Source organism: Nostoc sp. PCC 7524 (genome assembly GCF_000316645.1).
GTDB lineage: Bacteria > Cyanobacteriota > Cyanobacteriia > Cyanobacteriales > Nostocaceae > Trichormus.
Map to the genome: position 1 here is coordinate 2,607,559 of NC_019684.1, position 22,630 is coordinate 2,630,188.

The following is a 22,630-nucleotide window of genomic DNA, read 5'->3' on the forward strand; positions in this document are numbered from 1 at the left end:
CAATCCCCAATCCCCAGTCCCCATTTTTTAAATTTAATTCACAAAAATATATGGTACAAACTCCAGATAAACCTGTAACTAAAATTCCGCCTTCGCAGCATGAATTTGCTGATATCATATATCGCCTAGAAGCCGGCGGTTCGATGTTGCCAGATACGCCAGAAAATTTAATGCAAATTATCGGTATTTATAAAGCTTACGCCGTACCGATGGATTTCTATTGGCGTGACTTGCTTTATATTGCTGAACAGGTATTTTTAAATCCCTTTTCCTTTTTCAAATACTTCATCTCGAAAGAGTATTTAGAAAGACATAACCATTACGCTGGTGATGATGCTGATTTAAGAATTTGGCGCGGTGAAGCTACAGCCCACCCCGAACTGTTGGCATTTATGGAAAAGGGTGAAACCTTCAAAATACCTAAGTTATTGCATCACTTACTGCACGATCGCATTAACATGGAATTTGCGGAAGCTTGTATGCGGGCTATGCTTTGGCATCGTCATATGTATGCGCCAGTTAATCAATTTGATGCTTACCTCGACTCAGAAGAATACAAAGCTAACGCAGATAAGGCAATTAAAGCTTATTTTCAGGGCAACCCAGTAATGCTGGGAATGTATAAGCTGTTCCCCGATATGTTTTTGGAACAGTGCCGCCAGATGTCATATTATGCTAACCTCGGTCTGTTCTGGGAAGTCATGGCTCCGGTATTCTTTGAAATGTCGGATATCTATGATGAAGGTGGCTTTAAAGGTGTCCCTGATGCCATGAACTTTTTAGTCAATGGGATATTTGCAGTTGCCGGTCGTCCCATTTACCATCATGTGTATATTCGTGGGGAATGCTACGAAATTATTCCCAAGTCTAAAGGATTTACTTGGTTATATGAGGCTGCATTACCCTATGTAGAAGCAGTATTCTACCGCACTGCACCCTTTAGAGGTACAAAATCATATAATGCTCAAGCTGGTCAAGTACCTGATGACCAAAAAGACTTCCACTATGGTATTCTCTACGCAGATGTGTTTCCTGTAGGAACTGCGGGCATTCCACCGACATTATTAATGCAAGATATGTTACATTTCTTACCCCAGTATCTTGTTGATTACTACAAACAATATTGTCGAGGTGAGGAAGATACATTGATTCAGTTGGGTATTAGTTTCCAAAGGTCAATGTATAATGTTACCTCTGCGGTAATTCAGGCGTTGCGAACTGCCCTGTTATATCCTTTAGATGATCCCAATCCCAAACATTTGCAAGCCAACCGCGAGTTTTTTGAAGCCCAACTAAGTCGCTTTACTCGTTCGGAATATGGGATGCGGAATGCTGCCCGTTTGCGAGATGTTCAAAGTCAAGATTATAGATAGTTAGTAGGGGCGCAAGGCTTTGCGTCCCTCTAATTTATCTAAACACTGTGCGATCGCCTGCCAGTAATTTCCTTTCCTCATCGGATCAGCTTTAAGTATCATTACTACACTTAGTATTAATTTTTCTCTACTCAGATTATTGAAAAACTTGATAAACCCATAGCGGGATATTCCGCGTAATAACTACCGAATTGGCTGTATATAACAATGACGCTGCCATGAAAACCGTTATTATTCAGTATGAAAAATTCATATTTCAAGTTTTTTACTTCGACATTATTACTTTTAGTGCTATTTGATACTGTTGGTTTGCCCCTCTTATCCCCTGCAATAGCTCAAACTAGCAATTGTCAACAACAAAAACAGCAAGATGTAGAGCTACAAATTAATCAAGTCATCTCCATAGCTGAACAAAGTATTGCCGAAAGTAAAAATGAGCAAGCTATTACCCAATTTAATCAAGCTATAGCTATTGCTCTAGCAGCCAATAATCCTACAGTCACCACAAATTTACTTAATCGCCTGATAGATAATGACTTAATTGAGTATTCCCTATTGGGTAGAGCAATTAAACAAATAGAACCAAGCCAGAAAAAACAAAGTATCCAATTACTGACATCATTGACACGCTTAACGCAGAGTTTAAATAGTGGTTATAGCTCTATCAAAACTAAAACATTTACCAAAATTGCTAATTATTTCCGCATCATTGACGAACCACAACTAGCTTTATCATCCCTCACACAAGCATTAACGGCTAGTCAATTCATTAAAGGAGCAGAGTTTCAAACTAAAGCTTTAACTCCCATCGCTCAAGAATACCTTGCTCTGAAACAAACAGCCCCAGCCGAAAAAGTTTTGGCGCAGTCACTGCAATTTGCCCAAAAAATAGAAACTCAAAACCCAGTCCGCCGCACTCTGGTATTAGAACCTATTGCTGCTACCTACGCCCAATTAGGTAAAACAGAACGAGCTTTACAACTAGCACCTCAAATATCACACGTTTACTATCGTTCTCGGATGTTATTTGAAGTAGTTAAGCACTTAGCTAAAACAAATCAATTAGAAGCGGCGCAAAAACTAGCACAAAGTTTAGAAACACCAGAGTTTAAAGGTAGGAGTTTAGTAGAAATTGCCCTAGCTGCTGGGAATAAAGGACAAGAAAAGCAAGCGGCACAAGCATTCGCGGCGGCTTTGCAAGCAGTTAACACTGATAGTAGTGCAGTTTATAATCAAGCACTCCTAATCCAAACTTATGCCAAAGGTGGACAGAGAGATGCAGCTTATACAGCAGCACAACCGCTACAAAATATTGAACAAAAAGCTGTGACTTTAGGCATTATCGCTAATGAATATAGTCAAGCTGGACAGATACAAAAAGCTGATAGAATTATTACAGAAATTATCCCCTTAATTCAAACACCGCAGGCTTTAGAACCTGTGGGATATTTGCAAAATATCTTATTAAATTCCCTGAATGCCAAACAGTATAAACTTGCTTTTGACTTATTAAAGCAGACAAAAAATACTGATTTTATGGGTAGGGATAGTTGGTTTCTCCGAATTGCAGATGCAGCCATTAAAGAGGGAAAAATCGACCTGACTTTACAGGCGGCTCAAAGTTTAAATCAAGGGGATGTTGAACAGCGCGATCGCCTATTACAAAAGGTTGGTTATGCCTATGCTAAAAATAAGCAAATAGAACGTGCGATCGCCATCACTCAGCAAATTAGTAATTCTGGTAATTCACCCTATAAAATACAGACATTAGCATTAATTGCCACTGCATCGGGCAGAACATCCCAAAGCGATAAGCTGCTAACTCAAGCAACTAATGATGCCAGAAAATTAGCACCACAAAAGCGTGCTTTAGGTTTAACCAGTGTCGCACAGGCATTTTTCCAACTAGAAAATCAGCCCCAAGGCAAAAAGTTATTAGGTGAAGCTATACAATCAGTTTTCACAGAAAAAGATGCGGGTGTGCGTGATAATAATTTACGCACAATGGCAGAAAATTTGATAGCAGCTAAACAATATACTGCTGCTTTTCAGGTTGCACAAGCTATGTCTACAGAAACACGAGATTACCAATTACCAGACATTGCCAGACTCATAATTGATCATGGTGGGGAAGCAATTGATATTGCTAATACACTATATAAAACTACCAAAACTCCAGAAAATAAAACTAGAGGTTTAACTACTATTGCAGAAGCGTATATTCGCGCCCGTAAAATGCAGTCAGCCAGACAAGTTTTAGACTTAGCATTTGCCGCCGCCAAAACTATCCCTAACCCAGAATCACGGGTTTTGACTTTTGGCAATCCACCAGATATTACAGTTGTAGATGATGACAGTGATAGAGGTAGTTCTTTAGAAAGAATTGCTCTGCTCAGAACGCAAACTGGCGATTACAATCAAGCTTTGGTTGTAGCTCAAGCAATTCAGGATAAAAAAATTCGAGAGCGACTAATGCAACAACTCATCTGTTATAAATAGAAGATATTCCCGATGAAACAGGTTTAGGAATTAGGGGCTAGAGGCTTATGATGTGATTTCTAGTTTTGTTTTTGGAGAAGATAGACTAGAATTCACAAACTTTTTGACGAACAAGATACTACAGGCAACACGTTCAGTTTGTCGAAAGCCTAAAATATCTTGCACTAGCCTATAAAATTTTCTCTTACTATTAGCTTTGAAATCTGGAAACATTACCAAAGCCTCTTCTAAAAACATGATGTATTGGGTATATTCCAAGAACAAAGCTTCTCTAGCCAGTTCAAAATACGACGTAGCTAAAGCCTGACGATAAGCTTGAGAAAGTTGGTTTCTCTCCAACAATTGCTGCTCTACTTTCTTTAATACTAAATGGTGGTTTGTTAACCAACGACTTTTAGAAGCAGTCGAAACTGTCACAGAACCGTACCTTCTATAGATAGCATGACATCCGGGTTGATATACAACTCTAGCTCCAGCCATCACCACTGAGAGAAAAAAATCTCTATCTTGGGCTGCTGATAAATTTTCATCCCATCCCCCACTTTTTTCTACTGCGCTTCTCCTATACATTAAAGCAGCCAAAGCCACCCACCAATTAGCTAGTAAAGCCGCTAAAATATCTGCTTGCGGTTGCGAAACTTCTATCTTCTCTAACAAACTCGAACCATTAGCTAAGTGTCGCTGATGTCTCCAATCTCCATAAATAACATCTGCACCTGTGGTTTCTAAACAACTGACTTGTCGTTCTATCTTTTCGGGTAAAATATAATCATCTGCATCTAAGTATTGAATATATTCTCCATCAGATAAATCAAAGCCGTGATTACGAGCGTAATTACCTCCTTGATGGGGGAAACTCCGCCAGATAATTTGATCACCGTAGCTTTTGATAATTTCTAAGGAATTATCTGTAGAACCATCATCAACTACAATGATTTCAATATTAGAATATGTTTGTTTTAAGCAGCTATCAATTGCTTCTGACACCCACTTTTCCGCATTAAAACATGGTATAATTACAGAAACTTTTTTGAGCATATAGAGTAATCCTAAATAGGGGATAGGTGATAGGGGACAAGAAAGCGATAAATCATCCCGCAATTATGCAGCGCCAGCGCAAGCTACGCCAACAAAAATCAAATATGATTCCTCTATGTAATTACTAATTCCGAATTAAGAGTTTGATTCCCGATTGATAAAATCTAGTAGCAATGCGAGGAACTATGTTTAGTGGATCTATTTGCATAGCCCAACATAAATTGGAGAAAGCTTCTCGTTTTAGACCCATTTCGTAACATTTGCGGGCGTGTTCATAGACAAACTTCGCAAACATTTGCGGATGGACTTGAAAAAGTGATTTATGTTTATTCACTAGGCGTAAAAAGCTTTCTTGGCGAAGCATGGGATTGCGTGAAACTCTTTGCCCCTCGTGGTTAGATAACTGGTAGGTAATGATGGGTAGACCTATAATTGAGCAAGCGGGGTTAAGTCTTAAAAATAATTCTGAATGAACACGCGATCGCATATCATCATCCCAACCCCCAATTTTTTGCAGTACCTCACGCTCAACTACTAAGGTTTGCTTGGTATTGTAAGATTTTCCGGGTTCGAGTTCTTCCAGAAAGAAATGTGCGCCTTTTGGACGGAGTGGTGGTGGTAAACGCTTACTTAAAACCTGACTTTGGGAGTTGACTTCTTCTAAACCGGAGATGACTGCCACAGGTGCAGGTAAGGATGTTTGCGATAACGCCTCTAATGATACCTCTGCCATATGGGGCAGTAGGCGATCGTCATCATCAAGAAATGTTACCCATCGTCCAAGGGCGGCTTCTAGTCCAACGTTACGAGTTCCCGCACCACCATGAGGCTGCGATAGGCGAATCAGCCGTAATTTAGGATGACTGGGTAAATCTATCGGCTGAGTGGAAGCATCATCAACCACAATCACTTCCAAATCTGCCATAGTTTGCTCTAGCGCACTTTTCACAGCTTGAGTTACTAGGTGGGGTCGGTTGTGAGTAGGAATAATGATGCTGAGTAGAGGCTTACTCATTTGCAATACCTGAATTTATTGATGAATCACTTGCCAATTACGTGGCTGATAAAATAAACATCTACTGATAGTTTTATTAGTCTTCACAGTAAATCGAAAGGATTCAACAATATCAAAAGATTTTACACCTCTTCTGATATATATTTTGGCACTATATACACCAGGAGCAAAAGAGCAGTATGGCATATACATACGGATTTCTGATTTTCCTGGTAGGATAGTTAAATCCTCGCGATCGCAGTTAGAGGTTATATACTGAACCAGTCCATTTTCTCCTGATAAAGCTGTTACCAATAAGCCTAAATTTGCTTGGTCAATTTTTTCATAAGATTTGCATTCCACACATAAATAAGCAGGTTCACCAGCCAGTGGTGCTTCTAGTAAATTGCCCTGCTCATCTCTAAAAAATACAGAGGTGATATCTAATCCTAAACTTTCAGACTCTGGCTTTTCAGGTAAAATCAGTCTTCCCAAAGCAATTTCCGTACCACTTAAACATAGGTCTTCTTCATATTTACGAATTACTATTTCTGTTTCACCAGATGTAATTAATTCACCTTTTGATAAATAAATTGATGAATTACAAACGTTAAGAATGCTATGGGAGTTGTGAGAAACTAAAATAAAAGCTGTGCCTTTCTCCCGTAGTTCTGCTAACTTTCTATGGCACTTCATTTTAAATTTGATATCACCTACCGCTAGCACTTCATCAATTAATAAAATATCTGGTTCTACATGAACCGCACAAGCAAAACCCAGTCTCGCTGCCATTCCAGAACTATAGGTTTGTACAGGCGCATCAATAGCATTACCAATCTCAGAAAAATCTATAACTTCTTGAAATCTCTCTTTGATTTTTTTTGTAGATAGACCGAGAATTGCCATATTGGCATAAATGTTTTCTCGTCCTGTCAAAATAGGATTAAATCCTGCCCCTAAAGCAATTAATGGCGCTACCCTACCTCTAACTTTCACACAGCCAGTATCAGGTTTAATCAAACCACTAATGATGCGGAGCAATGTACTTTTACCAGCACCATTTGAACCCACTAAACCAAGAGCTTCTCCCCGTTTAAGTTGAAAGCTGACATCTTTAAGCGCCCAAAATTCTTTGTAGCGCAAAGTATCACTTTTCCTTCTAGCTCCTAATAACTCGGTGGCAATATCTTGCACACCATATAATAAAGACTGCTTTAAATTTCTACAAAACTTTTTAGAAACATGATCAACTGAAATTACTACTTCAGCATCTCTCGGTTGGACAGAAATTTTTTGTTCTATTAATTCAGTCATTATTATGAACTTACTCTCTCAACCACAAAAGGCATAGCTAGACGGAATACAATCCAGGTTAGTAGCAATCCTACCAGAGTAATTGCACTCACAAGCCAAAATCCAAGAGGTTCTGATACAGCACCTGTCGTAGCTAAATCTCGTACTGTTACTAATAAAGGTGTAACCGGATTCAACCTCACTAATAACCCAAAGGTTCCCTCGGTGGGAACTGGATAAATTACAGGCGTAAGAAATAACCAAAATCCTGTAATCAAACTTAGTCCTCTGGAAACATCTTGATATAACACCCCCAAAGGAGCTAATAAAATCCCAATAAATGTTCCTAGCAAGACTAAATGAATTAATGGCACTGGCGTTAAAATTACTGTCCAACTAACGGGAATGCGAAACCAAATAAACAATCCCACTATTAAAATTAGCTTGACCCCAAAATTAAAAAATACTTCTCCGACTTTTGCCAAAATTAATGCTTCCCGTGGAAAGTTTACCCTAGCTAACATGATTTTGGCTACTGTCACCGCTTGTACTGGCCCATTTAAAGCTTCCACAAAGGTCTGCCATAATGCAGTGCTAAACATAACATAAGCTGGATAGGGTAAATCGGTTTTTCCCACATTAATGACTTGAGCATCATTAGCAAGGGTAAAACTAGCAGCCATCACAATTGGCGGTAAAAAAGCCCAAACTATACCTAAAAAGGATTGTCGATATTGGGCGCTGATATCTCGCACCATCAACCGCCAAGCTAGTTCACGGGATGCTAGCAAGTCTCGCCACATTTGCCGCAGTAAGCTGAGGGGATTTCTCAGTTGACTTTCAGGTGTATAAATAATTTCAGGTAGTTGAGCGTTAAGTCTGTGATTTTGCTTCAAGATTTCTCACCCTTTGTCTAAATAGTGGGGATTGGAGATTGGGGACTAGGAAAATTTCCCTTGTCTCCCCTGCTTCCTCTAATCACCCTAATTCATCCCACCGTTCTGCAACGCTGTTTGTGAGTAGCGGCTGGTAATGTAACGGTTAGCTATCTTATCTATCATCTGTAAAATTTTCTTCACCACCCGTGAGCCAAATTTGCCGATGGGCAATTTACCCACTAGGGGATTGATAATTGCCATGTGTCGCCGCCATCCTAAGCGTTTGTATTTATTCTGAAAGTATTCGTCTTCGGTGAGGTTCCACTTTTCGCGTAAGCGTTTGAGGCTGGCTAGTTCCCAAGCATCGCTCCAACGCAGCATATAGTAATGGATATCTGATGCTTCTAATGGTTTGCCTGTGACATAAGTCATTAAAGATTCTGGTTCTAGATAAATACTACCACCAGCCTCAGCAACCAAAATACACAAATCAACGTGTTCTTTGGTGTTGAGCAGTGCTTCATCCAACAGACCAATTTGTTGAAATATCTCTGTGCGTACCATCATGCAGTGAAACTCTGCTAGACCAGTTTGTTGGCGTTGTAACTGAGGTCTGACATCTGTAACTTTCCGTCCTTGTTTATAAATTTTCTCAATCATCCGCTTTCTGATGGTTTCGCCTTTAGTCTCCACCTTGATTCCCGATTCTCCGCCTGCACAATGTACTTCTGCGTGCAGAGGTGTACCCTGACAGATGAGGGGACTAACTATAGTTGCGTCAGTTGCTTCTGCACACTCAACTAAAGGCTTGAGCCAACCAGGGGTAACTATCACGTCATTATCAATAAAAACAACATATTTGCTGGTGACATGACGCAAACCAAGGTTACGCGCATGGTTAGGGGAAAGATAATAATCCGTGCGAATCAGTTGAAATTGCTTTTCTTGTGCTTGGATGGCTAAATAATCTTTGATGTGAATGGGAGAACCGCCATCTATATAAATTAATTTAAAAGGATAATCTGTATGCTCATAAATACTTTCTAGGGCTTCACGGGTGCAACTAAAACGTTCTCTAGGAGAAACAATAATGGTAATATCCGGTTTAGCGATCGCAGATGAATCGATCATATTAATTAATATCCTTTCGTTATCTTAATTTGAATGTGTTTGTAGCTCAATAAAATAAGAGCTAAATAATTTTGGAGAGTTTATTTCATTCCTTGGTACTGCATACTAACGGCTGGAGCTAAGGCTGGCTTTTGGGGTGCTAAATTATGGTTAAGAACTTGGCGATAAATCTTCACTAGCTCATCATTCAGCTTGTTGATATCGTAGTTTGTTTCTACATAATTTCGACCAGCATGACCCATTGCAGACCAAACTTCTGGATGTTCAATCAAATAAGTCAATTTTTCAGCAATAGCATGAGCGTCTCGCTCTGGCACTACAAAACCAGAAACACCATCTTTGACTAATTCAGGAATGCCACCATGAGCCGTAGCAATCACTGGTAAACCCATGAGCATTGCTTCTTTTAAAGTATTAACTGGTGCATCTTGGTTGCCATCTTTAGCTGTCACACTAGGAGCGATAAAAATATCGGTTTGCTCAAGTATTTTGATAATTTCTGTCTGGTTTTTCCATCCTAGTAAATTAACTTTATAATTAAGATTTAATGACTGGATAAGTTGCAGTAAATTTTCCTTTAATTCGCCATCTCCAATAATGTTATATTCAATATTCTCATAAATTCTACTTACTTGAGCAACAGCCCGGATTCCATATTCTATGCCTTTTTTTTCAATGAGACGACCAGTGGTAGCAATACGGATTTTACCTTTAGCATCAGGATTTCTTTGCTGATAAGGAAAACGACTACAATCTATACCTGAACCATGCACTACAACTTTTTGGGCATCACAGCCTAGTTTGATCGCTCTTTTTTGAAAAAATTCACAGTTTGTCAAAAAGAAATCTCCTTGAGCAAATAAAGATTTATAAACATTTTCTCCACGCTGCTGTACAAATAAGCTGATATCATAACCACGGAAGGAAGTGATTAACTTGCCTTTAATTGCATTCATATCACGCAGCATCATGCCTAATAAGCCAAATGTGCCAAACTGACAGTGAATAATGTCATACTTTGGAGATTCTAAAAGGCGGATGGCTAAGTATAGCAACCGTAGGGAAATAGCTGATCTACCATATTTGAAAAAATTGAGCGATCGCAATAACACTAAAGGGGATTTGTGAATATTCGTAATTATTAATCCTACAGCTTTAATCAATCGCCACAAATAGTTCTCTGGAATTCCTGGCTCATTGTGAGTGAACTGAAGCAACTGATACTTTTCTACATCTGGATGTACTTTCACATTATTATTCAGATTGCAATTATCAGTACCATAAATATCTACTTCATGTCCCCTTTCAATCAAACCTATAATTTGATTTACAATAAATGTTTCTGATAGAACAGGGAAACTTCCTACTATGAAGGCAATTTTCATGATAAATCTCACTATTCAGAGTGTTTTTCAAGCTTAATCTATATACTAATTGCCAGCAATTGATATGTTTTCCTATCTTTATTTAAAGAGTTAAGCAACATGAGTGATCATATATTAAAAAATAATATTTATCAAGTAAAAAAAGAATAATGTTTCTCTAGATAGATTTTAATATTTCTGCCAAAATCGTCCTGATCAGCGATAAATCAATCTATGATTTGACATGAACAACTTCTCGGTTTTGAATGCGGATCAAATGCTGAGAAACCTTTGTTCATGATAAACAAAAATAGAATTTATGTAACTTTACAAACAAAGGTTAAATAAAGATTATGTATAAAATAATTTTGGGTTAAAATTGATGCAATAATGAATATACTTTTAAAAAGTTAAAATTAGTCATAGTAGTAACTCTGCTAGGGTAAATGTCTATGCCCCTAACTGAAGAAATTCTCTCTCAACTACCGGGCAATGTTTTAGAAGGCTTGCGTCGTACTGACGACATCCTCAAGTCTATTAGAGAAAACACTGCACCCATACCCGCAGTAGTCAAGGAAAGTCAACAGCCTTTAGGTGCTGTAGATTGGGATGTCATCATCTGTGGTGGTACATTAGGTATTTTAATTGGTTGCGCCTTAGCAGTGCGGGGGTTGCGGGTGGCGTTGCTGGAACGGGGGATTTTGCGGGGGAGGGAACAGGAGTGGAATATTTCCCGCAAGGAGTTAGAAGTATTTGTAGAATTGAACTTACTAACTGAAGAAGAATTAGCCAAGGCGATCGCTACAGAATACAATCCAGCTAGGGTCAAATTTACAGATGGTGGAGAAGTTTGGGTAAAAGATGTCTTGAATATTGGTGTAGATCCGGTTTATTTATTAGCTACACTCAAAACCAAATTTCTGGCAGTTGGTGGAGAACTATTAGAAAACACACCCTTTAGCACAGCAGTAGTTCACCCAGATGGGGTGATAGTCAATCATCAATACAAAGCCAAATTATTACTCGACGCAATGGGGCATCTTTCCCCCATCACCCAACAAGCACGCCAAGGCAAAAAACCCGATGCTTTATGCTTAGTGGTGGGCAGTTGCGCCCAAGGTTTCCCAGAAAACAACTCTGGCGATTTAATCTTATCATTTACCTCTTTGCAGAATCAATGTCAGTATTTTTGGGAAGCCTTCCCAGCAAGGGATGGTAGAACGACTTACTTATTTACCTATATGGATGCCCATCCCCAACACTTAAACCTAGAAGCTTTGTTTGAGGAATATCTGCGTTTATTACCAGAATATCAAGGTGTAGAATTAAGCCAACTGCAATTGCAACGCGCCTTATTTGGCTTCTTCCCCAGCTATCGTCAAAGTCCCCTGCAAACCCCTTGGCATCGCATTTTACCAGTGGGAGATAGTAGCGGTAATCAGTCACCACTAAGTTTTGGCGGTTTTGGGGCAATGGTACGCCATCTCAAGCGGTTAACCATTGGGATTGATGAGGCAATACAAACTGAGCAACTGTCTGCAAAAGCATTGGCACAACTGCAACCATACCAACCGAGTCTGAGTGTGACTTGGTTATTTCAAAAAGCTATGAGTGTTGGTGTCAATCAGACAATTCCCCCAGAGCAAATTAACCAATTATTGTCTGCGGTATTTCAAGAAATGCAGCAGTTGGGTACACCAGTGCTAAAGCCATTTTTACAAGACATAGTACAATTTTCCGCCCTGACACAAACCCTAGTGAAAACAGGTTTAAATCATCCGGGTTTAGTTGCCAAAATTATTCCCCAGGTGGGTTTAATTAACTTATTAGATTGGTTGGTGCATTATGGCAATTTAGGGTTTTATGCTGCTTTCTATAGTTTGACTCCCATTTTAGAAGCTGGGATGAAAAATCTACCCACTACACAGCAATATTATTGGCATCGCTGGGTTGATGCTTGGCAGTTTGGTTCTGGTGCTGATTACTCTGATTTTTAAACCCAGCACCCAACCCCGTGAACGGGGCAGGGCGTGGTTCTTCGGGTTGATTAAGTAATCAAGCAGACGTAATATTACAATCCCACCCAGATATTACCTTCTTCAACACGAGTAGGAAAAACAGAAAGTCCTTTTTCTGGGGAAATCATACCCATCAATTTCCCAATACCAGGGGGAAAGGGAGTCCATTCTTTGGGATTACCGGTAGATAAGTCGAAGGCGCTACGGTGAAAAGGACAGACAATAGCCCCATCATCTGTGATTTTACCTTTCTGCATAGGTAACTTCATGTGAGGGCAAGAATTTTCTACCGCAAAAACTTGGTTGTTATGGTTAATTAATAGGATTTTGCGTTGTTCGACTTTTACCGCTTTACGTCCATTAGGTGGTAATTCATCTTGGGAAAGAACTTGAATCCAGTTCATTAATACCTCTCTTGCTGTTTACAGGATGCAGCATCTTAAATCAATCATTCCATAAACTGATGGTTTTATTGATTCATCCTCAGCAGGGAAATTTGCAGCAAGAGTTGTTACTTTATAGGAATTAATGGGAATCATAGTATGTAATATTCCCACAAGCATAGTTAGTTAACTCAGTAATAGCTTGCGGTAATAGTATACAAATAAACAAAGCTGCCTTTCTGTTAACTCATGGCTGGATGATCAGCTTTGAGTTATTTGATGTTGATAAAAATTGTTAGAGGCTAGGTAAAACAATGATGACAGCAGGATGACGTTGACCTCACAACAGATTAAACTGTGGGTAATGTCAATGGCTATTGGCCTTGAGCAACACTGAGATAAATGCCTAAAATCTAATCCCGCTATATAAAAAATTACCTATGTCAGTGCAACAGCGTAGTTTTGGGGAAACTGCCGATTTGATTATTGGGGTTCACAACCAAGAAGATCAAGGTTTGCCAGTAAATTCTTCTCCTGTGGGAGCTTTAGCTCGCAGGAAAGGTACAATTTCTTCATTTCTGGCTCCCCTGACTCAAGATACTTTTAAACAAGTTGTTACAGGAGTCGAGCAAAAACTACAGATTGTCCATCAAACCCTCTCGATGTTGGATTCTCAGGGGTTTGAAACCATCTTGCAAGAAATGTTGCACTCAATTACCTTAAAAACTGGGGAATTGTTGGGCGCAGACAGAACAACTATATTTTTATTAGATGAAGAGAAACAAGAACTGTGGTCAATAGTCGCCGCAGGAGAAGGCGATCGCTCTCTAGAAATTCGCGTTCCTGCCGATAAGGGCATTGCTGGAGAAGTCGCCACTTTTAAGAAAGTAGTAAATATCCCTTTTGATTTTTATAATGATCCGCGTTCGATATTTGCTCAAGAAAAAGAAAAAATCACTGGCTATCGGACTTACACGATGCTGGCTTTACCCCTTCTAACTGAACAAGGGCAATTAGTCGCCGTCGTACAATTACTTAATAAATTAAAATCTACATACGATCATGATGCCCCACTAGCAGAACGCATTGATACGATAGGCTTTACTGGTGCTGACGAAGATTTATTTCAGGAATTTGCCCCTTCAATTCGCCTGATTTTGGAGTCGTCACGCTCTTTTTACATCGCTACCCAAAAACAAAGAGCGGCGGCGGCAATGATGAAAGCGGTGAAGTCTCTGAGCCAAAGCAGTCTGGACTTGGAAGACACCCTCAAACGGGTGATGGATGAAGCCAAGGAACTGATGAACGCCGATCGCAGTACCCTCTGGCTCATAGATCGCGATCGCCAGCAATTATGGACGAAAATTACTCAAGATGATGGTTCTACTAAGGAGTTACGTATTCCCATCGGTAAAGGGTTTGCGGGGATAGTTGCAGCATCCGGTCATAAACTGAATATCCCCTTTGATTTGTACGATCATCCAGACTCGGAAACAGCCAAGCAAATGGATCAGCAAAATGGCTACCGTACCTGTAGTTTACTGTGTATGCCAGTATTTAATGCTGATCAAGAGTTAATTGGTGTTACCCAACTGGTAAATAAAAAGAAATCCGGGGATTTTCCGCCCTATAATCCGGCTGATTGGCCACAAGCCCCGGAATGCTTCCAAGCCAGTTTTGACCGCAATGACGAAGAATTCATGGAAGCTTTTAATATTCAAGCTGGGGTAGCACTACAAAATGCTCAGTTGTTTGCCACAGTGAAACAACAAGAACAATTGCAAAGAGATATTTTGCGGAGTCTTTCTAATGGTGTAATTTCCACTGATAAGGCAGGGGCAATCATTGCGGCGAATGAAAGTGCTAAACGCTTGTTGGGTTTGGAAGTTGAAGATCGTTTAGAAGGTAAATTAATTAATGAAGCGATCGCCATCAAAGAAGGTAACTTTAGTAAATGGTGTCGGGATGCCTTACAAAGTAAAGACCCCAAACGCCGCCAGCAATATTACCCAGATCGTACCCTTTTAGGCACTGACCCAGAAACGGAACAGCATAGTATAAATTTATCTATTAATACTATTGCTGATGCTAGTGACCCACAACAAGTCCGGGGCGCACTGGTAGTAATGGAAGATATCAGTGATGAAAAGCGCCTCAAAAGTACCATGTACCGCTACATGACTCAAGAGTTAGCAGAAGAACTGCTGAAATTGGATGATGCTAAATTAGGAGGCGATCGCAAGGAAGTTTCAATTTTATTTTCCGATATTCGTGGCTACACCACCTTGACAGAAAATCTGGAAGCGGAAGAAGTGGTAAGTATGCTCAATGAATATTTTGAGTCAATGGTAGAGGCGGTTTTTAAACACAAAGGTACTCTCGATAAATACATCGGCGATGCCATTATGGCTGTGTTTGGTTCTCCTCTTCCCCTAGAAGAACACGCTTGGATGGCGGTGCAAACATCCATAGAAATGCGCCATCGGTTACACGAATTCAATCAACGTCGCCACGCAGTTAATAAACCACAAATCAATATTGGCATTGGGATTAATTCTGATACGGTAATTAGTGGCAATATTGGCTCTAGTAAACGCATGGAATTCACTGCTATTGGTGATGGCGTTAACCTAGGCTCTCGACTAGAAAGTGTCAGTAAACAGTACGGTTGTGACATTATTATTAGTGATAACACTTACAAACCTTGCCAAAATCATATCTGGGCGCGAGAACTAGACTACATTCGTGTCAAAGGTAGAAATGAGCCTGTAGCAATCTACGAATTAGTGGGTTTGCGTTCCGACTCTATTGGCAGTGAGAAACTGCAAGTTATCGAGCATTATCATCAAGGACGAGAGTATTATGTGCAGCAAGAGTTTACTTTAGCTAGAGCAGAATTTGCTAATGTTTTAGCTGTTGATAAGCACGATAAAGCCGCTATGCTACACCTTCTACGTTGTCAGCATTGGTTACAATCACCCCCAACACCTCAAGAATGGGATGAGGGCGTTTGGACTTTTCAGGAAAAATAGATGCTGTGTATCTACCTAATTACAGAATCTATTTTCTGCTTAAAGGGTACAAGATGAGATATTGTGCTAACCTCTCGCAGACTTAGGCGGAAAAAATAAGTAAACCAACTCGTAATGCCGATGAACTTGAATGTATCCTCTACAAAAATGGGGATTCCTTGCCATATTGTATCGGCAACAATAGATAGTGCAAAACACATAAGTGCGGCCAAAATAATTAGAAATTCTGTTTTCTGAATAGTTCTTCTAAATTGGATAAAAAACCTAAAGAAGATGATGAGATAAGTTATATAGACTATACGCTCACTAATGTTTAATTTTGTAGAAATAATTTCATGTAATAGAAAGAAATCATCTAATAATAATAAGGTTGTTAAAAGTCCAGAATACAATAAAAATGAGGTGTATTCTGACAACTTATTTACTGTTTTCAGTATTCGGTAACTGAATAGACAAATTGCTGCACCAGCACACCAAAATAACATACCAATGTTGGAAAATAAACCTATATAGCGAGGTATACCTGCTGCATCTGACTGATCCATCGTCAAGTGATCTAAGTTTAAATCACTTGTTAAAGCAACAACTATTAAAACGGAAGATAATGGAATGATTGTTGCCAAAGCTATCAACAAAACTACTTTTAACTGATGCGTGTATATAGATTGGCTGGTAAATTTGTGCATGATTGTCTAAGTTTCCTATCGAGCTACCTGACCACAGCCTTTTTTATCTTTAGCTGTGCATAATGCTTTCTTTCACCGTATTATGATGAATGTTTTGATACATATAATGATTTACTGATGGGTATAAATTTAATCCATCAGACTGGATGTTTACCATGTCTATCAAGCATTATTTAAACGATCAGAAGGTATGTTTTTTGGTCGCAAAAACTGAAATCTTTGATTTACAAGGCTCCAATATTAAGATAAGGTTAATAAAAGTTTGTGTACATTTGCTGATAGTCTCATATACAAAATTAATATGCAATATCCTAGAAGCTCAATTTGATTAAAATTTTGATGAAGATAACCGTATGCTTCGGATATCATTGTGATACAAGGTATTTTTTATCACATATGAAAGTCTTTAGTATATAATTTAGCTGATACCGTTTTTTTTATCTGAGATGCAATTTATAGGTTGTTGTAGAGACGTTGTATGGAACGTCTCTACAGAATTTATTTGGTGCAGCTTCTCATAGAATTGGGATAAGTAGAAAGACTGGAAAAAACCAAACTATGTTAAGCAATATCAAAATACCAGGATTCAGTTCTTAGTAAGGACTTTAGTCCTTTTCTGTTCCCTGCGGGACGCTCCGCGTTCGCGGAGCGTCTTGCAGAGAGAACTAAAGTTCTTACTACAAACCTTTAATTATTTACCTTGTTTTACTTAAGACAAAAAATTACTTCTATTTGTTTAAAATCATCCCATTCATTACCAACCGTAGGGAAGATAGTTTCTCCTATGATCATAAAAATGTAATCTGCCAAAACCAAGAAACTGACTGTGGGTTTTCTCTCCTTGGGGAAATGCTGTCACTCCAAATAAGTACACACCTGAAACTGCGGGATTTTGCCAGGGTTTCAAACCTATGGTGATGGTTTTCCCTGGAGGTACTGGAGGATCAAAGGTTATAGACACAGTTCTGGTTTTACGATCGCCAGTTACATCTTTCAATCCGATTTTCTCTCCTCTACGTGAGCGCGTACCCTCAAAAGCAAAGCTATTTTTGAGGTCAAAACGAATGCTATCTACTCCCTCACGCTGATTAATCGTCATCTTTTGTAAGGGTTCACCTGCGTTCTCTGGCAGACTGATGGTGAAATAATACTTTGCGCCCCAAGCATAAACTTCATTGTAGGTAGTTGCAGCTTCGACTAGACGCGGGGGTTGAGCAAAATAAACTGTGCCATCTTGTAATTGAATGGCTTGACTCTGCGGGGAAATATATCCATCAATGATAGCTGTAGTGGCGATCGCTGTACCAAATAAAACTGCAAGACGCATGGCTTTACTGAGATAAGTAAATAGACAATAATTATACTTTTGACTATTAGTTCAAACTTCTTTGATAAACTTAATATTTGTTATTAATACCTACTAATAATCACGATTATTTGCTAAAGCTACCAATACTTTGTTAAAGATAATTGATATCTGTTGTCAAGGTTACTATGAAAGTTACAAACTAAAGATACAACACAGGCAATTATTCTTATGGATACTATTTCTAAACTGGAATACAAGCGGCCAAGTTGGCAAGCTGTTGTCTTATTTGCTTTGGGCTTTTGGCTCAGTGCTAGCCTATTGTTAGATTGGGTAGTTATGCCTAGTCTTTATCTATCCGGGATGATGCAACAACCTGATTTCACTACAGCAGGGTATGTGATTTTTTGGGTATTTAATCGCCTGGAATTATTGTTTGCGGCTGTAGTCTTGACTGGTGTACTGGTTTGGAACAAAACTCATGACCAGTGGAATATCAGCTGTGTGATTTTGGGTGTGACACTGTTAGCGATCGCACTTTTTAACACCTATTTATTAACACCGCAAATGTGTGCAGTTGGGGTACATCTCAATTTATTTGACACAGTATCCACAATTCCCACAGAAATGAATCTACTTCACGGTGGTTATTTCTTCCTAGAGGTCATCAAGTTAGTAGCAGGTGGTACATTGTTTATTCGTTGTTGGCAGCAGTCGTAAAGAGTCATATTTTGCAGTTTTTTATGAAAACTAATCGATTTGTTCAGATACTTATAGTATTAAGTTTTATCTCGATTAGTTTTCTCACTTTTTTGCAAGTTAATTCATGGCAATTAAAAGATGCCAAGCGAGTAAAATTTTGTAGTCGTGCTAAACCTCTCACAGCGATCGCAACTGATCAATACGATGTCAACGGAGTTAAGTATCGTGGGGGAACATTATTCCGAAAAATTGCCCTGAAACCTCAAAGAACAATTCCTGTAATTATCTTTCCGCAATCTCTCTCTGCCAAAGTTTGGTTCAAGTTTCCCCAATCGTCTATTTATTACCTGGGTTGGGGTGGTGACAAAAGCTGGCAAGAATGGTTGCAATCTGATAACTTCTACTTGTTAGAAGTTCCCCCACAGGTAAAAGGTTTAGCTTTTGGTAGACTCTGTTATCGCAATGGTGATGTTGGTGTTCACACTATCCACAAGTTAGAACAAATTGCGCCTCAAAAGCTAGTCATCAATGACAAAATCTATCTTTCTTTAGCTTCACCGTTAGCTGAAATTAACTCATCTCATATCATTGTGAATGCGGGAAGCGATCGCCGAGATATTTTAGGAGGCAAAACAGAGGTCTATTTCACCACTGAAGACATGATTATCCCAAATTAAAATCTTCCTTGGTGATGCTATACACTAAAGCTTCTGCACCAAGAAGAGCGATCGCACTTTGCAATTTTTCACCTAATTTTTCAGCTACCCGCCTAGAAGCTTGATTTTCTGGGCGGATTAAGCTGATTAACTCGGTTATTCCCCAATTTTCAAAGCCATAAGCCATTGCCGCCTTTGCACCTTCAGTAGCATAGCCCAAACCCCAGAATTGTCGCCGCAAAGACCAGCCAATTTCTAGTCCTGGCCAGTCTTCTGGTTGCCAATAGCCAATTCTACCAATCATTTCGCCACTGGATTTTTCTTCAACCGCCCACATTCCATAACCCCGCAATTGCCAATGTCCCAGCATCATCGCCAGATTGCGCCATGATTCTTCACGGGATAAAGGTTTTCCATAGCCGATGTAACGCACCACTTCTGGATTACCGCACATATCGGCGTAAGCGTCAAAGTCTTGCTGATTAAATGCCCGCAAAATTAAGCGGGGTGTAGAAAGTTGGGGAATTAGCATTACGGTTGCAGATTTTCAGGAATCTATTCCGATTCTAAGGATTCTTCGTTATTAAAAAACAGTAGACGAACAGCAAGAATAGCAAAACCTACAGCCGCGATCGCTTTTAATAACCGGGTAGGTAATACCTCTGCGACTGCACCCCCAGCTAATGCACCTAAGAAACTAGCTAAGAGTAACGCCGCCGCACTACCAAAGAAAACTGCGCGCACAGATTGACCACGACCAGAAAGTGCGATCGCGGCTAACTGGCTTTTGTCGCCTAACTCAGATATGAAAACTGTAATAAAACTCAGTCCTAAAAGATGCCAATCCATAATTAAGGGGAGTAGGGAGTAGGGAATGGGGAATGGGGAAAGATGGGAAATTAACCTTGTAATACATCCCAGAACAGCATAACGGAGACTAACAGCAACATGACTCCGGCTGATTTGTCTAAGGCTTTGGGACTGAGTTGTTTAGAAATCCAACTTCCTAGCAGTACACCTAATAAGCTGGTGGTGATTAGTGCAGCCGCAGAACCGAGAAATACTACCCAAGGTGCATGGGATTCTGCACTCATTAATAAGGTAGATAGCTGGGTCTTATCGCCAATTTCCGCGAGAAAAATAGTAATAAATGTAGTACCAAAAACAACAATCGGTGAGTCCTGCTTTTTCTGACTGTCAGCACTAGCTACAGGCTGAATCGTTTCAATGGTTGTAGGTTCGGTAGTTGCTGTTAGTTCTGGCTGGCTTGCAGATGCAGATAAGCCAGTTAGGATTACAGGTGCAGAGTCAAGTTTCACAGGCAGTAGTTTTGTTACTAGAGATTTTTCATATTCTTCTCATTTTCTCAGATGATTGTAATAAATTGCAACTCTACTGCAAAAATGCAACTTTCTTGAGAGATATAATAGTTACAGTAAGTGATACCATTAATTGGTGCAATAAATTTTATGGAACGTGAAGCTTTAACAATCCGTTTTCCCTCAGAACTACTTGCCAAAGCCAGGAAATTGAAGGAAAGCAACGAATCCTTCAATGATTTAGTGGTTGAGGCTTTGGAATCTGAAGTTAAACGTAGGAGAGGATGGGCTGCACATCAGCGAATTATTGCGCGCAGCGAAACTATCAAAGCTAAAAGCGGTACACAACAAAGTTCTACAGATATAATTCGCAGTCTCAGAGAAGGTGAAGGAAGACGTGACTAGAGTTTTGTGCATAGATACTAGTGTTTGGATTCCTTACCTTGTTCCAGAAGTTTATCAATCTCAAGCTACAACCTTAGTAACAGAAGCATTGAGCTTGAATATGTGTTTAGTCACACCTGCTTTTACTTGGGCAGAGGTTGGATCTGTGCTACGGAAGAAAACACGATTAGGAGTTATTACAACTGAGGAAGCACAAGGTTGTTTTGAAGACTTTTGTGAATTGCCCCTTGATTATATTGAAGAAGAAGCAATCCGCCTCAGAAGTTGGGAAATTGCCGAGCATTACGGATTGTCAACTCTTTATGATGCAGCATTTCTTGCTTGTGCTGAGATAACGTCTGCCGAGTTTTGGACTGCTGACGCTGCACTGGTTAGACAACTAACACCTAGACCTGCTTACATAAGAGAAATAGGAGAAATATAGAAGCTTGTTGTAGTGACTACAGTGGTTCAGGAGTATGAGTTAAAAACACTCCAACGCCTTAAGGAAGAAGAAAATCAGGGTGCAATTCAGTTTGAGGCAGCAATTGAACAAGGTTTACTCATAGTTGTAGATTTTGAGTCAGAACAAGAGGAAGAATCTTATATCAACTATGCTGCTATTCTTGGTGATGATGGTGAATCTGCTACTTGTGCCATTGCTGTTCATCGTCAATGGGCGATCGCAACTGATGACAAAAGAGCGATATCTTTTATACAAAAGGAAGCTAGCAATATTCAGATTCTATCAACACCAGAAATAATTAAGAACTGGTCAGAAGTCGCAAGTCTTGATAATTCTGAACTACGTAATATCCTCAATTCTATTCGTCTCAAAGGTCGCTATTTACCTGCTAAAACTCATCCTCTACGAAACTGGTGGTTGGGCATTTTAAAATGATGTCTTAGATTAAAATTAACTTAACAAAACTTTAAATCCCGACCGCTTTATCGAAACGTAGCATTTCTAAGCTTCTGTCACCGTAGACCCCTTCAATTTGCTGGCGACAGCACTCTATAGCAAAATCATTGAGTTCTTCTGGCTCAACACCATACATATCCTCAAATACTGCTGGTTCTACACGACAAAAGCGGGGACGATTGGCGTAAATGCGGCATTCTCTTGTGTCATGGTCAAAGTTAATGCACCAACCACCTTCGCCTACCATACTCATGTATAATTCCAGTTCTTCCGGTGTGAGATAATCTTCTATTTCGGGACGATCTGCTGGGTCAAGGTTGCAGCAAGCTCCACATTGTTTCACACATTGCCATGTTGCCATTTTATGTCTTTTCCTATACTTTTATTAAGTAAATTAAATATCACTGGCGATTCCCAGATATCATTGATTGCGGGTGTTGCAACTGAGTAATTAAATTTTTAAGACCATTGGGAGGAATGAAGAAAGATGTTTGATGCTATTGCTAACATTAATTGGGAAGTGATTTTCCAGCTAACCTCTGTTGCATTAATTGTCATTGCTGGGCCTGCTGTGATTTTTGTCCTGGCTTTCCGCAACGGCAACCTTTAGGAGTGCTGAGTGCTAAGTGCTGAGTTAGTTTGCAATTTTCAC

Annotated in this window: 23 protein-coding genes; 10 read left to right on the forward strand and 13 right to left on the reverse strand. The window is 39.6% G+C overall.

The window, feature by feature from the left end:
- Positions 1–50: 50 nt before the first annotated feature.
- Together NOS7524_RS10300 and NOS7524_RS10305 are read left to right on the forward strand one after the other, a co-directional pair.
- Complete coding sequence (locus tag NOS7524_RS10300) at positions 51–1,373, forward strand: CO2 hydration protein (RefSeq protein WP_015138422.1); 1,323 nt, start codon at positions 51–53, stop codon at positions 1,371–1,373.
- Between the two features lie 240 nt (positions 1,374–1,613).
- Positions 1,614–3,872, forward strand: coding sequence for a hypothetical protein (locus NOS7524_RS10305; protein WP_015138423.1), 2,259 nt, complete (start codon positions 1,614–1,616; stop codon positions 3,870–3,872).
- Between the two features lie 45 nt (positions 3,873–3,917).
- Here the strand turns inward: NOS7524_RS10305 and NOS7524_RS10310 are convergent, their stop codons facing one another.
- The 6 genes from NOS7524_RS10310 to NOS7524_RS10335 form a co-directional block, all read right to left on the reverse strand.
- Positions 3,918–4,910, reverse strand: a complete 993-nt coding sequence (locus tag NOS7524_RS10310; protein ID WP_015138424.1) for a glycosyltransferase — start codon at positions 4,908–4,910, stop codon at positions 3,918–3,920.
- Between the two features lie 124 nt (positions 4,911–5,034).
- The gene (locus NOS7524_RS10315) at positions 5,035–5,925 is read right to left on the reverse strand and encodes a glycosyltransferase family 2 protein (protein ID WP_015138425.1); all 891 of its coding nucleotides are present in this window, start codon (positions 5,923–5,925) and stop codon (positions 5,035–5,037) included.
- A 15-nt stretch (positions 5,926–5,940) separates the two neighbouring features.
- Positions 5,941–7,218, reverse strand: coding sequence for an ABC transporter ATP-binding protein (locus NOS7524_RS10320; protein WP_015138426.1), 1,278 nt, complete (start codon positions 7,216–7,218; stop codon positions 5,941–5,943).
- A 2-nt stretch (positions 7,219–7,220) separates the two neighbouring features.
- Positions 7,221–8,093: an ABC transporter permease gene (locus NOS7524_RS10325; protein WP_015138427.1), complete on the reverse strand. Its 873-nt coding sequence runs from the start codon at positions 8,091–8,093 to the stop codon at positions 7,221–7,223.
- 87 nt (positions 8,094–8,180) lie between these two features.
- Positions 8,181–9,206 (reverse strand): glycosyltransferase family 2 protein, encoded by a 1,026-nt coding sequence (locus NOS7524_RS10330; protein WP_015138428.1) that lies wholly within the window; start codon positions 9,204–9,206, stop codon positions 8,181–8,183.
- A gap of 80 nt (positions 9,207–9,286) precedes the next feature.
- Entirely contained in the window at positions 9,287–10,591 is a 1,305-nt protein-coding gene (locus NOS7524_RS10335; RefSeq protein WP_015138429.1) for a glycosyltransferase, read from the reverse strand.
- 431 nt (positions 10,592–11,022) lie between these two features.
- Here NOS7524_RS10335 and NOS7524_RS10340 point away from each other — a divergent pair, with 431 nt between their 5' ends.
- A complete protein-coding gene (locus NOS7524_RS10340) occupies positions 11,023–12,567 on the forward strand; it encodes a flavin-dependent dehydrogenase (protein ID WP_015138430.1) in 1,545 nt (514 codons plus the stop codon).
- Between the two features lie 74 nt (positions 12,568–12,641).
- On the opposite strand, the gene NOS7524_RS10345 is transcribed toward NOS7524_RS10340, so the two are convergent.
- On the reverse strand, positions 12,642–12,992 hold the full coding sequence (locus tag NOS7524_RS10345) for a Rieske (2Fe-2S) protein (protein WP_015138431.1): 351 nt from the start codon (positions 12,990–12,992) through the stop codon (positions 12,642–12,644).
- Positions 12,993–13,411: 419 nt separating this feature from the next.
- Between NOS7524_RS10345 and NOS7524_RS10350 the strand changes: the two genes are divergently transcribed.
- Positions 13,412–16,003 carry an adenylate/guanylate cyclase domain-containing protein gene (locus NOS7524_RS10350; protein WP_015138432.1) on the forward strand — a complete coding sequence of 864 codons (2,592 nt, stop codon included), beginning with the start codon at positions 13,412–13,414 and terminating at the stop codon, positions 16,001–16,003.
- Between the two features lie 11 nt (positions 16,004–16,014).
- Here NOS7524_RS10350 and NOS7524_RS10355 read toward each other — a convergent pair whose 3' ends face one another.
- Both NOS7524_RS10355 and NOS7524_RS10360 read right to left on the reverse strand, forming a co-directional pair.
- Positions 16,015–16,689, reverse strand: a complete 675-nt coding sequence (locus NOS7524_RS10355; protein WP_015138433.1) for a hypothetical protein — start codon at positions 16,687–16,689, stop codon at positions 16,015–16,017.
- 754 nt (positions 16,690–17,443) lie between these two features.
- Positions 17,444–18,016, reverse strand: coding sequence for a DUF2808 domain-containing protein (locus tag NOS7524_RS10360; RefSeq protein ID WP_015138434.1), 573 nt, complete (start codon positions 18,014–18,016; stop codon positions 17,444–17,446).
- 210 nt (positions 18,017–18,226) lie between these two features.
- Here NOS7524_RS10360 and NOS7524_RS10365 point away from each other — a divergent pair, with 210 nt between their 5' ends.
- The gene (locus NOS7524_RS10365) at positions 18,227–18,715 is read left to right on the forward strand and encodes a DUF4149 domain-containing protein (protein ID WP_015138435.1); all 489 of its coding nucleotides are present in this window, start codon (positions 18,227–18,229) and stop codon (positions 18,713–18,715) included.
- A gap of 23 nt (positions 18,716–18,738) precedes the next feature.
- Positions 18,739–19,374: a hypothetical protein gene (locus NOS7524_RS10370; protein ID WP_015138436.1), complete on the forward strand. Its 636-nt coding sequence runs from the start codon at positions 18,739–18,741 to the stop codon at positions 19,372–19,374.
- Here NOS7524_RS10370 and NOS7524_RS10375 read toward each other — a convergent pair.
- Genes NOS7524_RS10375 through NOS7524_RS10385 form a run of 3 tightly spaced genes read right to left on the reverse strand, consistent with a single transcriptional unit; the run spans position 19,361 to position 20,672 of the window.
- Positions 19,361–19,885 carry a GNAT family N-acetyltransferase gene (locus NOS7524_RS10375; protein ID WP_015138437.1) on the reverse strand — a complete coding sequence of 175 codons (525 nt, stop codon included), beginning with the start codon at positions 19,883–19,885 and terminating at the stop codon, positions 19,361–19,363. The two genes, NOS7524_RS10370 and NOS7524_RS10375, sit on opposite strands and share 14 nt — an antisense overlap.
- A gap of 23 nt (positions 19,886–19,908) precedes the next feature.
- Entirely contained in the window at positions 19,909–20,202 is a 294-nt protein-coding gene (locus NOS7524_RS10380) for a TMEM165/GDT1 family protein (RefSeq protein WP_015138438.1), read from the reverse strand.
- A gap of 50 nt (positions 20,203–20,252) precedes the next feature.
- On the reverse strand, positions 20,253–20,672 hold the full coding sequence (locus NOS7524_RS10385; protein ID WP_015138439.1) for a TMEM165/GDT1 family protein: 420 nt from the start codon (positions 20,670–20,672) through the stop codon (positions 20,253–20,255).
- 150 nt (positions 20,673–20,822) lie between these two features.
- Between NOS7524_RS10385 and NOS7524_RS10390 the strand changes: the two genes are divergently transcribed.
- Genes NOS7524_RS10390 through NOS7524_RS10400 form a run of 3 tightly spaced genes read left to right on the forward strand, consistent with a single transcriptional unit; the run spans position 20,823 to position 21,957 of the window.
- Positions 20,823–21,077, forward strand: coding sequence for a YlcI/YnfO family protein (locus NOS7524_RS10390; protein ID WP_015138440.1), 255 nt, complete (start codon positions 20,823–20,825; stop codon positions 21,075–21,077).
- Positions 21,070–21,501 (forward strand): type II toxin-antitoxin system VapC family toxin, encoded by a 432-nt coding sequence (locus NOS7524_RS10395; protein ID WP_015138441.1) that lies wholly within the window; start codon positions 21,070–21,072, stop codon positions 21,499–21,501. Before NOS7524_RS10390 ends, NOS7524_RS10395 begins: the two co-directional genes overlap by 8 nt.
- Positions 21,502–21,513: 12 nt before the next feature.
- The gene (locus NOS7524_RS10400; protein WP_015138442.1) at positions 21,514–21,957 is read left to right on the forward strand and encodes a hypothetical protein; all 444 of its coding nucleotides are present in this window, start codon (positions 21,514–21,516) and stop codon (positions 21,955–21,957) included.
- A 31-nt stretch (positions 21,958–21,988) separates the two neighbouring features.
- Here the strand turns inward: NOS7524_RS10400 and NOS7524_RS10405 are convergent, their stop codons facing one another.
- Positions 21,989–22,339, reverse strand: coding sequence for a YkgJ family cysteine cluster protein (locus tag NOS7524_RS10405; protein ID WP_015138443.1), 351 nt, complete (start codon positions 22,337–22,339; stop codon positions 21,989–21,991).
- 126 nt (positions 22,340–22,465) lie between these two features.
- Here NOS7524_RS10405 and psb30 point away from each other — a divergent pair, with 126 nt between their 5' ends.
- The gene (gene psb30, locus NOS7524_RS10410) at positions 22,466–22,588 is read left to right on the forward strand and encodes a photosystem II reaction center protein Ycf12/Psb30 (protein WP_015138444.1); all 123 of its coding nucleotides are present in this window, start codon (positions 22,466–22,468) and stop codon (positions 22,586–22,588) included.
- Positions 22,589–22,630 lie beyond the last annotated feature (42 nt).

Excerpts from the sequence above, each read along its gene's own strand:
- NOS7524_RS10300 (WP_015138422.1), top strand. The coding sequence starts at position 51 with ATGGTACAAACTCCAGATAAACCTGTAACTAAAATTCCGCCTTCGCAG.
- NOS7524_RS10305 (WP_015138423.1), top strand. The coding sequence starts at position 1,614 with ATGAAAAATTCATATTTCAAGTTTTTTACTTCGACATTATTACTTTTA.
- NOS7524_RS10310 (WP_015138424.1), bottom strand. The coding sequence starts at position 4,910 with ATGCTCAAAAAAGTTTCTGTAATTATACCATGTTTTAATGCGGAAAAG.
- NOS7524_RS10315 (WP_015138425.1), bottom strand. The coding sequence starts at position 5,925 with ATGAGTAAGCCTCTACTCAGCATCATTATTCCTACTCACAACCGACCC.
- NOS7524_RS10320 (WP_015138426.1), bottom strand. The coding sequence starts at position 7,218 with ATGACTGAATTAATAGAACAAAAAATTTCTGTCCAACCGAGAGATGCT.
- NOS7524_RS10330 (WP_015138428.1), bottom strand. The coding sequence starts at position 9,206 with ATGATCGATTCATCTGCGATCGCTAAACCGGATATTACCATTATTGTT.
- NOS7524_RS10335 (WP_015138429.1), bottom strand. The coding sequence starts at position 10,591 with ATGAAAATTGCCTTCATAGTAGGAAGTTTCCCTGTTCTATCAGAAACA.
- NOS7524_RS10340 (WP_015138430.1), top strand. The coding sequence starts at position 11,023 with ATGCCCCTAACTGAAGAAATTCTCTCTCAACTACCGGGCAATGTTTTA.
- NOS7524_RS10345 (WP_015138431.1), bottom strand. The coding sequence starts at position 12,992 with ATGAACTGGATTCAAGTTCTTTCCCAAGATGAATTACCACCTAATGGA.
- NOS7524_RS10350 (WP_015138432.1), top strand. The coding sequence starts at position 13,412 with ATGTCAGTGCAACAGCGTAGTTTTGGGGAAACTGCCGATTTGATTATT.
- NOS7524_RS10355 (WP_015138433.1), bottom strand. The coding sequence starts at position 16,689 with ATGCACAAATTTACCAGCCAATCTATATACACGCATCAGTTAAAAGTA.
- NOS7524_RS10360 (WP_015138434.1), bottom strand. The coding sequence starts at position 18,016 with ATGCGTCTTGCAGTTTTATTTGGTACAGCGATCGCCACTACAGCTATC.
- NOS7524_RS10365 (WP_015138435.1), top strand. The coding sequence starts at position 18,227 with ATGGATACTATTTCTAAACTGGAATACAAGCGGCCAAGTTGGCAAGCT.
- NOS7524_RS10370 (WP_015138436.1), top strand. The coding sequence starts at position 18,739 with ATGAAAACTAATCGATTTGTTCAGATACTTATAGTATTAAGTTTTATC.
- NOS7524_RS10375 (WP_015138437.1), bottom strand. The coding sequence starts at position 19,885 with ATGCTAATTCCCCAACTTTCTACACCCCGCTTAATTTTGCGGGCATTT.
- NOS7524_RS10380 (WP_015138438.1), bottom strand. The coding sequence starts at position 20,202 with ATGGATTGGCATCTTTTAGGACTGAGTTTTATTACAGTTTTCATATCT.
- NOS7524_RS10390 (WP_015138440.1), top strand. The coding sequence starts at position 20,823 with ATGGAACGTGAAGCTTTAACAATCCGTTTTCCCTCAGAACTACTTGCC.
- NOS7524_RS10405 (WP_015138443.1), bottom strand. The coding sequence starts at position 22,339 with ATGGCAACATGGCAATGTGTGAAACAATGTGGAGCTTGCTGCAACCTT.
- psb30 (WP_015138444.1), top strand. The coding sequence starts at position 22,466 with ATGTTTGATGCTATTGCTAACATTAATTGGGAAGTGATTTTCCAGCTA.